We start from the raw sequence: 13,223 nt of genomic DNA, 5'->3' as shown, positions 1-13,223 counted from the left end.
ATTCTTTCAAGGAGCAAGCCCCATGTCTTCCGTTCAAGCTTTCATCGTCCAGGCGAACTTGCGGCGTGCCATGCTGGCCCTTGCCTGCGCAGTGGGTGCCGTTGGCGCGCAGGCCCAGTCGGCCATGCCGCAGTGGAAGGGGGAGGGCGCGGTGCGCTACGTGTGCGGTGGCATCGGCTCGGACGAATCGAACGCCATGCGCGCGGCCATGAAGGAGCATCCGCTGGCTCTGCTTTTTGCGCGTTCCGACGGCGCTTACCTCGCGGATGTGCAGGTCGACATCAAGGGTAGCGGCGGCGCGCCTTCGCTGGCATTGCGCGCCAGCGGCCCGGTCTGCCTGGTCGATTTGCCGGCGGGCCGCTACACGGTCGATGTCGCCACGGCCGGCGGCAGCGTCCAGAGCCAGTCGGTGACGGTGGGCGGCAGCCCCAAGACCGCCAGCTTCCGGTTCTGACCGGGGTTCTTGCTGGGGCTCAGCCCGCCGCCAGCGCCGCCTCGATGTCCGGCGCGAGCGAAGCGGGCGTGTCCAGCGGCGCATAGCGCTTTTGCACCTTGCCGTCGCGCCCCACCAAAAACTTGGTGAAGTTCCACTTGATGGCCGTGCTGCCCAGGAGGCCCGGCTTCTCCTTGGTGAGCCACTGGTAGAGCGCCGCGGCGTTGCTGCCGTTGACGTCGATCTTCTCCATCATCGGAAAACTCACGCCGTAGTTGGTGGTGCAGAAGGCGCCGATTTCCTCGTTGCTGCCCGGGTCTTGCGAGCCGAACTGGTTCGACGGAAAACCAAGCACCACCAGCCCCTGGGTCGCATACTTTTCGTGCAGCGCCTCGAGGCCCGCGAACTGAGGCGTGAAGCCGCACTTGCTGGCCGTGTTCACGATCAGCAGCACCTTGCCCCGGAAGTCGGAGAGCTTCACGCTCTTGCCGTCGATCTGCCTGGCTTCGAAGTCGTAGATGCCGGTCATGCGCGTACCTCAGGTGGTGGAAGACGAAAGGCGATCATCGCCCTGTGCCGGCGTTCGCGCAAACGCCGACCACACGGCCGCCAGCACGATCAGCGCGCCGCCGGCCAGGATGCGCGGGCTCATGTCGGCGGCGCCCAGCGCCACCGACGAAACGCTGGCGAACAGCACCTCCGACAGCATGATCACCGCGGTGGCGCTGGCCGCCAGCCGGGCCGCGCCGTACTGCAGGCAGAAGTTGGCCGCCACGAAGCCCACGCCCAGCAATGCGGCCCAGCCGATCCAGCCCGGCTGCACGGCGAGGGGAGACGCAAACGCACCAAGCAGGGTGCCCGCGGCCGCGGCAATGCCGGACACCAGCGCGCAGCCGCAGAACATGGCCAGTGCGCGCGATTCACCGGGCGCGCCGTGCAGGTGGCGCAGCAGGATGTTGGTCACTGCAAAGCTGAAGCCGGCCGCCACGCCCAGCCAGTCCGGCAGGCTGGAAGGCACGGGCCAGTCGACGCCCGGCGCCTTGAGCACCACCACCACGCCGATGAGCGCCAGCGCCACGCGTGCAAGCGCACCCGCCGTGGGCCGCTCGCCCAGCACGGCCCAGCCCAGCAGCACGCTCCACAGCGGCATCAGGTAGAAAAGCAGCACCACCCGCACCACGTCGCCCTGCGTGACGGCCCAGTTGAAGCCCAGGTTGGTAAAGCCAGCCGCTAGGCCCAGCGCCACCAGCATGGGGAACGCCGCAAAGCCGCGCCAGGCGTGGCGCCGAAAGAAGGCCATCGCGAGCGAGATCGCCACGTAGATGAGGCAGGTGGTCCACACCGGGTGCAGCCCATGGCTTTCGATGTGCCGGAACGGAAACCACGAAACGCCCCATACAAAGGCGTTGAAGATGAGTGCAAGCGCTGGCATAGGGCGGAGTTATTCGTGGAACACCGTGGAACCGGCTTCGCCGGGCCACCGGTGTTGCCCCCGGTGAGGGGGTGGGCGAAGCGACACGAAGTGCGCGCAGCCTGGGGGAGGTCAATGATGCTTGTCGCTACGGGCGATGGCGAGCAGGTGCTCGACTTCTTCTGGGTATTTGCGCAGGTTGTGATGATGCCAGCGCTGGATGATCCACATGCAGCCCGCCACCACCCCGCCGAAGGCGCCGATGGCCGCATAGGCCGACAGGCCCAGCCCGGTGCAGGCGCTGTAGAAGCCGCCGAGCAGCAGGATGCAGGCCTGCTCGTTGAAGTTCTGCACCGCAATGGAACGGCCCGCGCCCATCAGGTTGTGGCCGCGGTGCTGCAGCAGTGCGTTCATCGGCACCACCAGAAAGCCGCCCAGCCCGCCCAGCAGAATGAGGAACGGCACGGCGATCCACACGTTGCCGATCAGGTTCATGCTGATCACCAGCAGGCCCATGGCAATGCCCATCGGGATCACGCGGGTGGCCATGTCCAGGCGCATGCGCATCGACGCGACGATGGCGCCCACCGCCATGCCGATGGTCACCACGCCGGTGAGCGCCGTGGCTTGCGTGGTGTTGTAGTTGAGCGCGAGCGAGGCCCAGGCCAGCACGATGTACTTGAGGTTGGCTCCGGCGCCCCAGAAGAGCGTGGTGGTGGCCAGCGAGATTTGCCCCAGCTTGTCGCGCCACAGGCGTGCGTTGCAGTGCCAGAAGTCAGGCAGCAGCGCCAGCATGTTGCGCGCGAGGCCGTGCTCCGGAATGGCGCGCAGCGGCCGCATTTCGACGCCGGTGTGCGGAATGCGCGTGTTGAACCAGGCCGCCAGTGCGTAGACGAAGATCAGCACCGCAATGGCCGCTTCGGCCGGCGAATCGATGCCGGTGTCGATGAGCGGCATGTCGAAGGACAGCAGCTGGGTGGACACCGCGTGCCCCACCAGAGAGCCGCCGAGCACGATGCCCAGCAGGATCGAGGCGATCGTGAGGCCTTCGATCCAACCGTTGGCTTTTACCAACTGCGAGGCCGGCAGCAGCTCGGTCAGGATGCCGTACTTGGCCGGCGAATACGCTGCGGCGCCGAGCCCCACGATCGAATAGGAGAGCAGCGGGTGCGAGCCGAACAGCATCATCAGGCAGCCGACCACCTTGATCGCGTTGCTGATGAACATCACCCGCCCTTTGGGCAAGGCGTCGGCAAAGGCGCCCACCAGCGGCGCCAGCACCACATAGAAGACGGCGAAGATCGGCACCAGCGCCGCTCTCTGCCATTCGGCCGCTCCCGAGCTGCGCATGAGCTCGACCGCCACGACAAAGATCGCGTTGTCGGCCAGCGACGAAAAGAACTGGGCCGACATGATCGTGTAGAAACCGCGCTTCATCGATGGGCTGGCTGGCCAGTGGGGTGCTGGCAGTAGTGAGAAAGTGTCGCGTCTTTTTGGCGAATGGGCGGTTATAGCATGGGGGTACGACCGGGAAATCAGCGTTGCCACCCTGGACGTTTCTTCCCGGGAAGATGCTAAAACCCATCTATTACCAATCGACGTCCCCCATGCCGCGTCCCATCCTTGCCACCGTTCACACCGCCGCACTTCGCCACAACCTCGACCGCGTGCGCCGCGCCGCGGTCGATGCCCGCGTCTGGGCTGTGGTCAAAGCCAACGCCTATGGCCACGGCATCGAGCGGGTGTATGAAGGCCTTCGCGGCGCCGACGGCTTTGCGCTGCTCGACCTGGCCGAAGCCGAACGCGTGCGCGCACTCGGCTGGCGCGGCCCCGTGCTGCTGCTCGAAGGCGTGTTCGACGCACGCGACCTGGAGCTGTGCTCGCGCCTCGACCTCTGGCACACGGTGCACTGCGACGAGCAGATCGACATGCTCGCGGCCCACAAGACGCTCAAGCCGCAGCGCGTGTTTCTCAAGATGAATTCCGGCATGAACCGCCTGGGCTTCGCGCCCGAGCGCTTCGGCTCGGCCTGGACGCGCCTCAACGCGCTGCCGCAGGTCGACGAGATTTCGCTGATGACGCATTTCAGCGACGCCGACGGTCCGCGCGGCGTTGCGCACCAGCTCGAAGCGTTCGAGCGCGTCACGCGCGACCTGCCGGGGGAGCGCTCCATAGCGAACAGCGCCGCCACCTTGCGCCATGCCTCGCAGACCCGCGGCGACTGGGTGCGCCCCGGCATCGTGCTGTATGGCAGCGCACCCGACTTTCCGCAGCACGACACCGCGCATTGGCAGCTGCAGCCCACCATGACGCTCGCGACCAAGCTCATCGGCGTGCAGCAGCTGAAGGCGGGCGACACCATCGGCTACGGCTCCAACTTCACGGCCGACGGGCCGCTCACCATCGGTGTGGCGGCTGTCGGCTATGCCGACGGCTATCCGCGCCACTGCAACACCGGCACGCCGGTGCTGGTGAACGGCGTGCGCACGCGCATGGTGGGCCGCGTGAGCATGGACATGATCACCGTCGACCTCACGCCCGTGCCCGACGCGAAGTTTGGCGCCGAGGTCACGCTGTGGGGCCGTTCGGCCGCAACCGGCGCCGTGCTGCCCATCGACGAGGTCGCTCAGGCGGCCGGCACCGTCGGCTACGAACTCATGTGCGCGGTGGCGCCGCGCGTGCCGTTCGCTCCCGCCGACGAATGAAGGTTCTCTCCGACTGGCGCTCTGTGCGCCTGTGGGAAACGCAGCTCGAGCGCGATCTTCATCGCAACTACAGCCTGCGCACGCACGGCATCCTGATCGGCACCTTCACGCTGCTGCTGATGTGGGGTGTGTCGGCGGTGCAGATGCACGTGCTGGATGTGCAGTCTCTGGCCGTGCGCTATTTCCTCACGCTGGGCGTGGGATATCTCGGCTACCTGCTGGTGCTGCGCTGGTGGGCCAGGCGATTGGTCGAGGGACGCCGCGCCGACTTCGACGTCGATGCGCCCGACGTCGACCTTGGCGGCGGCTCCAACAATCATCCATCCGCAACCGGCACCGCCGAGGACGGCGGCGCGCTCTCCGATGCCGCCAGCGGCGCGCTCGAGGTCGCGGGCGGGGCCGACGAAGGCGCCATCATCGTGGTGCCCGTGGTCGCCATCTTCCTGATCTGCGTGGCCGTCGTGCTCGGCGCCGGCTCTCTGGTGCTGCTTTACTTCAGCTGGGATGCGCTGCTGGCCGTGGCGATCGAACTGGCGTTCTCGTACGTATCGGCCCGCGCCGCGGTGCGTGTGGCGCGCGAAGGCTGGCTGATGGCCGCCGTGCGGCTGACCTGGAAGCCGCTGCTCGGTGCGTTGTTGTGCGCGGTGATCCTGGGCGCGGCGCTCGACCGCTTCATGCCCGAGGTCGATTCGCTGCCCGAAGCAGTACGGGTGCTGCTGAAGAAAAAGAACTGAGGCGGCCGCTCAATACAGCCCGAGCTGCCGCATCCGGAGCCGCGCCAATCCCAGCAGCGCGTCGGTGAACGGCGTGGCCACCGCGGTCAGTTCGCCCAATTCCCGCACCACGGTCACCAGCGCATCGAGTTCCACCGATCGCCCGGCCTCCACGTCCTGCAGCATCGAGGTCTTGAACGCGCCGAGCTTCATCGTCACCGCATGCCGGTCTTCGGGGCTCTGCGTGATCTCGATGCCGATGCGGCGGCCGATTTCTTTCGCTTCGAGCATCACGGCCGAGATGAAGCCGCGCACGTAGTCGTCGCCCATGATCAGGTCGGTGGTGGTGCCCGTCAGCGCGCTGATGGGGTTTACCGTCATGTTGCCCCAGAGCTTGAACCACACGTCCTTCTGGATTTGCGGCGACAGCGTGGCGTCGAAGCCGCCGTTCTTGAGCAGCTCGACCAGCTTCTTCACGCGCGGCGTGGCTTCGCCCGAAGGTTCGCCCACGATCAGCCCATTGCCGAAGTGATGCCGCACCACTCCCGGCGCATCGAGCGAGCAGCTCGCGTGCACCACGCAGCCGATCACGTTGCGCGCGGGAATGGCCTTTGCAATCGCACCGTCCGGATCGACGGCTGCGAGGCGGTGGCCGGTGATGGCCCCGCCGAATCCGCCTTCGAGAAACCACCAGGGCACGCCGTTCATCGCGACCAGCACGATGGTGTCGGGCCCGATCAGCGGGCCGATGCGCTCGGCCACGCCGGCCAGCGCGGGCGCCTTCACGGCAATGACCACCAGGTCTTGCGTGCCGAGCGATTCCGGGTCGGCCACCGCGTTGACCGGCACGCGCGTGCGCACGTCGCCGCGCATCAATGAGAGGCCGCCCTGCTGCAGCGCCTCGAGCGTGGCGCCGCGCGCCACCACATTGAGCCGCTCGCCGGCCTGCGCGAGGCCGGCGCCGATCCATCCGCCGATTGCGCCGGCGCCGTAGATGCAAATCTTCATGAAAAAGGCCGCCTCAGTTCTTGTAGCTCGGGTCGATGCGGTCGACCTGGCGCACCAGCGCATCGAACACGTCTTGCCCCGCGCCATGCTCGGGACTGAACTGCAGCGCATCGCGCGTGCAGCGCTCGGCGATTTCCTCGCTCACGGGAATGGCGGCGCCCATCGAGAAGGTCGCCATCTGGACTTCGCAGGCGCGCTGCAGGGTCCACAGGATGGCGAAGGTCTGAGGCAGCGTTTGTCCCCAGGCCAGCAGGCCATGGTTGCGCAGGATCACCGCGTTGCGGTTGCCGATGCTCTTCAGCAGGCGCGGGCCTTCGTCGGCATGGATGGTGATGCCCTCGAAGTCGTGGTACGCCACCATGCCGTGCAACTGGGCGGTATAGAAATTGGTCTGCTGCAGGCCGCCCTGCAGGCAGGCCACGGCCACCCCGGCCGTGGTGTGGGTGTGCATCACGCAGTGCGCGCCGGGCAGGCCGTCGTGAATGGCGGCATGCACCGTGAAGCCGGCCGGGTTGACCGGGTAGGTGGAACCATCGAGCACCTTGCCCTGCAGGTCGATCTTCACCAGGTTGCTGGCCGTGACCTCGCTGTAGTGCAGCCCGAAGGGGTTGATGAGGAACTGCTTCTCTCCGCCCGTCACGCTGTCGGGCAGCCGCAGCGTGATGTGGTTGTAGATCATCTCGGTCCAGCCCAGCATCGCAAACACGCGATAGCAGGCCGCAAGCTGTTCGCGCGCGGCGCGCTCGTCCGGATGGATCGAGGGATGGACCAGCGCCGATGGCGCCGCGGGAGTGGAGAGTGTGTTCATTGCAGTTCCTTCATACGGTTAGCCCTCTGCGGTGAAGCCGACTTCCTTGACGATCGGCGCCCACTTCGCGGTGTCTTTCTTGAGCAGGTCGGTCAGCTCGCCGGGCGTGGAAGACATGGCTTCCAGCCCGAAGTTGCCGAGCCCTTCGATCACGTCCTTGTGCGCGAGCGCGGTCTTCATGGATGCGTTCAGCCGCGCGACCACGTCCGGCGAGGCCTTGGCGGGCAGGAAGAAGGCGAACCACTCGCTGTGCGCCATGTCCTGGATGCCCTGCTCGCCGAAGGTGGGCACGTCGGGCGCGAAGCGGCTGCGCTTGGAACCCGAAACGCCGAGGATGCGCACCTTGCCTGAGGCCAGGTGCTGCGTGATGTCGCCGATGGGTCCCGACACGGCCGAGATGTTGCCGCCCAGCAGGTCGAGCATGGCCGGCTGCGTGCCGCGGTAGGCGGCATGCTTGAGCTCGACGCCGCCCTTCTTGCCCAGCAGCGCGCCGATGAAGTGCGGCGTGGAGCCCGCGGCGGGCGAGCCGAAATTGGCGCCGGTCGGGTTGGCCTTGGCCCAGGCCAGGAACTCGGGCACCGTCTTCACGTTGGCCGGCACCGAGGGGCCGACTGCAAAGCCGAAGTCGAAGATGCACGCGATGCTGACCGGCGTGAGGTCGACCATCGGGTCGTACGGCAGCTTCTTGTAGATGTGCGGGTAGATCGTGAGGATCGAGGTCGGCGTCTGCAGGATGGTGGCGCCGTCGGCGGGCCGGCCCTTCACGTAGCTCACGGCGATCTGGCCGCCCGCGCCGGTGCGGTTTTCGACCACGGCTGACTTGGCGTAGTCGGGGCTGAGCTTCTGCGCAATGCGCCGGCAGGTGGTGTCCGAGGTGCCGCCGGCCGCAAAGCCGGTGACGATGGTGGCGGTTTCGAGCGAAGCTTGCGCGAAGGCGTGCTGGCCCAGGCTGGCGAGCAGCGCCGAGGCGCCGGTGGTCTGCAGCAACTGGCGGCGGGTGAATGTCATGGTCTGTCTCCGGGTGTTGGTGGTTGGTTGCGGTTTACGACTCGTCGCGCAGCCAGGTGACTGCGCCCGAATGGGTCACTGCGCCCTGATGGGCAGGACGCACCGTGAGCGCGTATTTTTCCAGCAAGCCGCGGTGCGGGACCCCCGCGTTTACCTCACGTTCGGAGAGCCGAAGCGCAATTTCTTCCGCCGTGAGTTCCACCGAAATGCTGCGCGCCTCGGCGCGCGCGTCGATGGCCACCACGTCGCCGTCCTTCAGCGCCGCAATCGGTCCGCCGTCGGCTGCTTCCGGGCCCGCATAGCCGATGCACAGGCCGCGTGTGGCACCCGAGAAGCGCCCGTCGGTCAGCAGTGCCACCTTGTCGCCCATGCCCTGGCCGTAGAGCAGGGCGGTAATGCCCAGCATTTCGCGCATACCGGGGCTGCCCTTGGGGCCTTCGTTGCGGATCACGATCACGTCGCCGGGCTGGTAGCGGCGGTTCTGCACCGCCGCCTGGGCTTCTTCCTCGGAGTTGAAGACCCGCGCCGGGCCGCGGTGCACCAGCGTTTGCAAGCCCGCGGTCTTGAGCAGCGCGCCGTCGGGGCACAGGTTGCCCTTGAGCACCGCCAGCCCGCCGTCGCGGGTGATCGGGTTGCCGGCTGCGCGCACCACGCGGCCGTCGGGCACGGCGGCATCGGCCAGCTCTTCGGCCATGGTGCGGCCGGTGAAGGTGAGTGCGTCGCCGTGCAGAAAGCCTTGCTCCATGAGCGTGCGAAGAATGACGCCCGCACCGCCGATGTAGAACACGTCTCGCGCCAAGTATTGGCCGCCCGGGCGCAGGTCGGCAATGAGCGGCGTGCGCGCGAAGATCTCGGCCACGTCGTCCAGGTGGAACTTGATGCCGGCTTCGTGCGCAATTGCCGGCAGGTGCAGCGCGGCATTGGTCGAGCCTCCCGTGGCCGAAACCACGGCGCAGGCGTTTTCGAGCGCCTTGCGCGTGACGATGTCGCGCGGCAGCGGGCTGTCCCCCATCACCGCCTTCATGAGGTTCTTTGCGGCGCGGCGCATCAGCGGCGCCCGCTCGCTGAACACCGCCGGCACCATGCTCGAGCCGATGGGCGCCAAACCCAGCGCCTCGGACACCATGCCCATGGTGTTGGCCGTGAACTGGCCTGCGCAGGCGCCGGCCGTGGGCAGGCAGGCGCGGCTCATGGCGTCGAGTTCGCCGTGCGTCGCGGTGCCGGCCAGTACCTTGCCGATGGTCTCGTAGGTGTCGACCACGTTGAGATCGCGGCCATCGGGCCCGGGCATCTGCCCCGGCAGCGCCGAGCCGCCATGCACGAACACGCTCGGCACATTGCAGCGCACCATGCCCATCATCAGGCCCGGAAGGTTCTTGTCGCAGGCACCGATGGCGAAGATGCCGTCCCACTGGTGGCCGCGCGTGGAGGCCTCGACGCTGTCGGCAATCAGCTCGCGCGAGATCAGCGAGAAGCGCATGCCCGAGTGCGCCATGGTGAGCCCGTCGCTCACCGACACCACCGGGCATTCGTGCGGCGTGCCGCCGCCGGCGTAGATGCCGGTCTTGGCGTGCTGCGCCTGCTCGCGCAGGTTGAGGTTGCACGGGCTCATCTCGCCGCCGGTGTGGAACACGCCGATGTGCGGGCGTTCGATGTCCTCGTCGTCCTGGCCCAGCGCATGCAGAAAGCTGCGCGTGGTCGCGCGGATCGTGCCTTCGCGGATGGTAGCGGAGCGGAAGCGCTTGGGCTTGGGGTCGGTCGGGGAAGTCATGGCACGGGCAAGCGAAGGGTTTCAGTAGCCGTTGGGCGTGGCGGCGCCCGCGGCGTTCTTGTCGGTTTTGTCGTTCTTGTCGTTCTTGTATTTGGCCGCCAGCTGCTTCGCCGCCGCCGTGAGCAAGATGGTGTCCACACCCACGGCCACGAATTGCGCGCCGGCCGCCAGCCACTTGCGCGCCTGCTCCTCGGTCGTCGAGAGAATGCCCGGTGCCTTGCCGGCCTTGCGGATGCGCGCAATGGCGTCGGCGATCACGGCCTGCACCTCGGGGTGGTTCGGCTGGCCGACGAAGCCCATCGATGCCGACAGATCGGCCGGCCCGATGAACACGCCGTCCACGCCCGGCGTGGCCGCAATGGCGTCGAGGTTCTTCATGGCTTCGACCGTCTCGGCCTGCACCAGCAGGCAGGTCTGCGCGTTGGCTTCATGCAGGTAGCCGGGGTAGGCCTGCCAGCGCGAGGCGCGCGCCAGGGCGCTGCCCATGCCGCGAATGCCCTCGGGCGGGTAGCGCATGCCCCGCACCATGCGTGCGGCCTGTTCGGCGGTGTCGACCATGGGCACCAGGATGGTTTGCGCGCCGATGTCTAGGTATTGCTTGAGCAGCGTGGTGTCGCCCACCGGAACGCGCACCACGGGGTGCGAGCGCTCCGACTCGGGCTGCGCCGACCACGTACTGGAGATGCCCTGCAGCTGCGCGAGCACCGAACGCACGTCGTTGGGCGCATGCTCGCCGTCGACCAGCAGCCAGTCGAAGCCGGTGCCGGCCAGGATCTCGGCCACGTAGCCATCGGCCAGGCCGACCCAGAGGCCGATTTTCTGTTCGCCGGCCTGCATGGCTTGCTTGAAGGTGTTGAGCGGTGTTTGCATGGAAGTCTTTCAAGCGAAACGAAAGGCGATGCTGCCGAGCGGGCCGTAGTCGGCGTGGAAGGTGTCGCCCGGCAGGGCGGTGGTCGGCCGGGTGAACGAGCCGCCGAGCACCACTTCGCCGGCTTCGAGGTATTCGTCCCACGGCGCGAGCTTGTTGGCCAGCCAGGCCACGCCCGTGGCCGGATGGTTGAGCACGGCCGCGGCCACGCCCGATTCCTCGATCACGCCGTTCTTGTAGAGCAGCGCGCTCACCCAGCGCAGATCGACCGCATCGGGCTTGACCGGACGTCCACCGAGCACGATGCCCGCATTGGCCGCGTTGTCGGCGATGGTGTCGAACACCTTGCGCGGCGCCTTGGTGTGGCGGTCGAACTGCTCGATGCGCGCGTCGATGATCTCGATGGCGGGCACCACGTAGTCGGTGGCAGCCAGCACATCGAAGATGGTCACGTTCGGACCCTGCAGCTTCTTGCCGAGAATGAAGGCCAGCTCCACCTCGATGCGCGGCGCGATGAAGCGCTTGAAGGGAATGTCGCCGCCCTGCTCGAAAAACATGTCGTCGAGCAGTGTGCCGTAGTCAGGCTCGTCGATCTGGCTGGACAGCTGCATGGCGCGCGAGGTAAGGCCGATCTTGTGGCCCTTCACGGTGCGGCCTTCGGCAATCTTGGCCTTGACCCATTCGCGCGAGATGGCATAGCCGTCTTCCACCGTCATCTCGGGAAAGCGCTTGGAGAAGTGCTCGACCTGCACGCGCGACTTCTCGCTCTCGTGCAACTCGGCCGCGAGCCTGGCGATGGTGTCGGAAGTGAGCATGACGTTATTTGTTGAAGAGGGGATGCAGGTTGCTGTGCTTGCCGTCATACACCTGGCCCGGGCTTTCGTCGATCTGCAGCGTGATGCCGATGTGGCGCTTGTTGAAGATGGGCTCGAAATGCGCGCGAACGTCGGCCAACAGCTCGTCGCCGGCTTTTTTCTTCACGGCTTCGGAGCGCCCGCTCGCCATGCGGATGTTGAGGTACACGAAGGCGTAGTCGGCCTTGCCGTCGGCCACCGCATAGTGCGCCGCCGGGTACGCCAGCACGCGCGTTCCGCCAATGGGAAACACCGGCTTGCCGGCCTCGTCCTGCTGCTTCAGCATGGTGTCGGCCAGCGTGCGGCAAAGCACTGACATATCGGTTTCGGCTTCGATGTTGGGTGTGTACAGAATGACGAGGTGCGGCATGCCGGTGTTCCCTCAACTTATTCAATGGACATCGTCGCGGCGGTGCATGTCACCGCGAAGATGGGTATGGCCTTCATGTGCAGGATTTCGCCCTTGCCGCGCGCGGCGGCTGCCACGCTCAGGAAGGTGCGGATCTCGAAGCCGCCCTGGCCTGCTTCGCGGTAGGTGGCTTCGTCGTTGTAGTCGGCCTGCGAGAGCAATGCGTCGCGGTCATTGGCGCACCAGCGGCGCATGAACTCGGCGTCCCACTCGGCATTCACCTTGCCCGAATCGGGCGTGGCGGGCCAGTGCGAAATGCCGCCGGTGCCCACCAGCGCAATGCGTTCGGGCGCCTTGTCGCAGGCGCGGCGCAAGGCTTCTCCAAAAGCCCAGGCGCGGTGCAGCGGCGTGAGCGGCGGGCCCTGGCAGTTGATGTTCACGGGGATGACCTTGGTGTCGAACTTGGGCGTGAGAAAGTGCAGCGGCACCATGATGCCGTGGTCGAACTTCCATTCTTCCGCATAGGCCACATCCACCGTCTGCATCACTTCGCGGATCAGGCGTTGCGAAAGTGCGGCATCGCCCGGCACTTTCGTTTTTTCAATGCCGAGCCACTTCGGGTCTTCGATCGGCCCTTCATAGCTGTCGGCCATGCCGATGGCGTAGGCCGGCATGTTGTTCATGAAGAAGTTCGCGAAATGCTCGGCCGCCACGACGATCACGGCGTCGGGTTTGGTTGCGCGCATTGCTTCGCCGAAGCGGTTGAACTGCGCGTGAAACTCGTCCTTCACCGCCGGATCGGCCAGGTGGGCGCGTCCGGTGATGCCGGGGGCGTGGCTGCAAACGCCTGCAAATACAAGACTCATACGCCTGCCACCTTTTCGTCTGTGCCCGTTGTCATCGCGTAGATGCCTGCGCGCACGGGACCGTATTTGCGTACGCCTTCGCGCATGGCTTCGAGGTAGTCGGCCCATGCAATGCCCAAGAGCGGCGCGAAGTGCATGAGCAGTTGTCCGTTGCAGCCGAGCACGTAGAGCTTTCCGATGTCGCCTTTGTCTATGGCTTCACGCTCTTCTTCGTTGAAATCATAGGCTGCCAGCAAGGCTTTGCGCGTTTCGCCGGCTTCTGCGTAGCGGCGCTGCACGTCGGTGTCGCGGTTGAGGGCGAACAGGAATTTCTGCATGGCGTAGAGGCTCATTGCGATTGCTCTGCGTTGTGGTTCAGGGCTTGTGCAAAGGCCACCGGGTACTCCCCTCCGCGAATGTCCCCCGGGGCTGCGCCCCTCCTCCTTTATT

Annotated in this window: 15 protein-coding genes; 3 read left to right on the top strand and 12 right to left on the bottom strand. The window is 66.6% G+C overall.

Features of this window, described 5'->3' with window-relative positions:
• Positions 1-22: 22 nt before the first annotated feature.
• Positions 23-454: a carboxypeptidase regulatory-like domain-containing protein gene (locus tag V9K97_RS04355; RefSeq protein ID WP_337316512.1), complete on the top strand. Its 432-nt coding sequence runs from the start codon at positions 23-25 to the stop codon at positions 452-454.
• A gap of 19 nt (positions 455-473) precedes the next feature.
• On the opposite strand, the gene V9K97_RS04350 is transcribed toward V9K97_RS04355, so the two are convergent.
• The 3 genes from V9K97_RS04350 to lplT form a co-directional block, all read right to left on the bottom strand.
• Positions 474-962: a glutathione peroxidase gene (locus V9K97_RS04350; RefSeq protein WP_337316510.1), complete on the bottom strand. Its 489-nt coding sequence runs from the start codon at positions 960-962 to the stop codon at positions 474-476.
• A 9-nt stretch (positions 963-971) separates the two neighbouring features.
• A complete protein-coding gene (locus V9K97_RS04345) occupies positions 972-1,865 on the bottom strand; it encodes a DMT family transporter (RefSeq protein ID WP_337316509.1) in 894 nt (297 codons plus the stop codon).
• 111 nt (positions 1,866-1,976) lie between these two features.
• On the bottom strand, positions 1,977-3,281 hold the full coding sequence (gene lplT, locus V9K97_RS04340) for a lysophospholipid transporter LplT (RefSeq protein WP_258503423.1): 1,305 nt from the start codon (positions 3,279-3,281) through the stop codon (positions 1,977-1,979).
• Between the two features lie 170 nt (positions 3,282-3,451).
• Here lplT and alr point away from each other — a divergent pair, with 170 nt between their 5' ends.
• On the top strand, positions 3,452-4,549 hold the full coding sequence (gene alr, locus V9K97_RS04335) for an alanine racemase (protein WP_337316507.1): 1,098 nt from the start codon (positions 3,452-3,454) through the stop codon (positions 4,547-4,549).
• Complete coding sequence (locus V9K97_RS04330) at positions 4,546-5,283, top strand: hypothetical protein (RefSeq protein WP_337316504.1); 738 nt, start codon at positions 4,546-4,548, stop codon at positions 5,281-5,283. The genes alr and V9K97_RS04330 overlap by 4 nt, the downstream gene beginning before the upstream one ends.
• A 9-nt stretch (positions 5,284-5,292) precedes the next feature.
• On the opposite strand, the gene V9K97_RS04325 is transcribed toward V9K97_RS04330, so the two are convergent.
• The 9 genes from V9K97_RS04325 to V9K97_RS04285 are packed head-to-tail and all read right to left on the bottom strand — an operon-like array spanning position 5,293 to position 13,126.
• Positions 5,293-6,270 (bottom strand): 2-dehydropantoate 2-reductase, encoded by a 978-nt coding sequence (locus V9K97_RS04325; protein ID WP_258503428.1) that lies wholly within the window; start codon positions 6,268-6,270, stop codon positions 5,293-5,295.
• Between the two features lie 13 nt (positions 6,271-6,283).
• Positions 6,284-7,078: a class II aldolase/adducin family protein gene (locus tag V9K97_RS04320; protein ID WP_157611385.1), complete on the bottom strand. Its 795-nt coding sequence runs from the start codon at positions 7,076-7,078 to the stop codon at positions 6,284-6,286.
• Between the two features lie 18 nt (positions 7,079-7,096).
• Entirely contained in the window at positions 7,097-8,086 is a 990-nt protein-coding gene (locus V9K97_RS04315; RefSeq protein ID WP_126747880.1) for a Bug family tripartite tricarboxylate transporter substrate binding protein, read from the bottom strand.
• A gap of 34 nt (positions 8,087-8,120) precedes the next feature.
• On the bottom strand, positions 8,121-9,857 hold the full coding sequence (ilvD, locus tag V9K97_RS04310) for a dihydroxy-acid dehydratase (protein ID WP_337316501.1): 1,737 nt from the start codon (positions 9,855-9,857) through the stop codon (positions 8,121-8,123).
• 21 nt (positions 9,858-9,878) lie between these two features.
• Positions 9,879-10,727 (bottom strand): 4-hydroxy-2-oxoheptanedioate aldolase, encoded by an 849-nt coding sequence (gene hpaI / locus V9K97_RS04305; protein ID WP_337316499.1) that lies wholly within the window; start codon positions 10,725-10,727, stop codon positions 9,879-9,881.
• A 9-nt stretch (positions 10,728-10,736) separates the two neighbouring features.
• The gene (gene hpaH, locus V9K97_RS04300) at positions 10,737-11,540 is read right to left on the bottom strand and encodes a 2-oxo-hept-4-ene-1,7-dioate hydratase (RefSeq protein WP_337316497.1); all 804 of its coding nucleotides are present in this window, start codon (positions 11,538-11,540) and stop codon (positions 10,737-10,739) included.
• Between the two features lie 4 nt (positions 11,541-11,544).
• Positions 11,545-11,949, bottom strand: a complete 405-nt coding sequence (locus V9K97_RS04295) for a 5-carboxymethyl-2-hydroxymuconate Delta-isomerase (protein WP_337316496.1) — start codon at positions 11,947-11,949, stop codon at positions 11,545-11,547.
• Between the two features lie 17 nt (positions 11,950-11,966).
• Positions 11,967-12,794 (bottom strand): extradiol ring-cleavage dioxygenase, encoded by an 828-nt coding sequence (locus V9K97_RS04290; RefSeq protein WP_337316494.1) that lies wholly within the window; start codon positions 12,792-12,794, stop codon positions 11,967-11,969.
• Entirely contained in the window at positions 12,791-13,126 is a 336-nt protein-coding gene (locus tag V9K97_RS04285) for an aromatic ring-opening dioxygenase subunit LigA (protein ID WP_337296624.1), read from the bottom strand. Before V9K97_RS04285 ends, V9K97_RS04290 begins: the two co-directional genes overlap by 4 nt.
• Positions 13,127-13,223: the final 97 nt, after the last annotated feature.

This window comes from Variovorax sp. CCNWLW186 (genome assembly GCF_037203865.1).
Lineage (GTDB): Bacteria > Pseudomonadota > Gammaproteobacteria > Burkholderiales > Burkholderiaceae_C > Variovorax.
The sequence above is the reverse complement of the archived record's forward strand: the minus strand, read 5'-3'. Positions and strand labels throughout refer to the sequence as shown.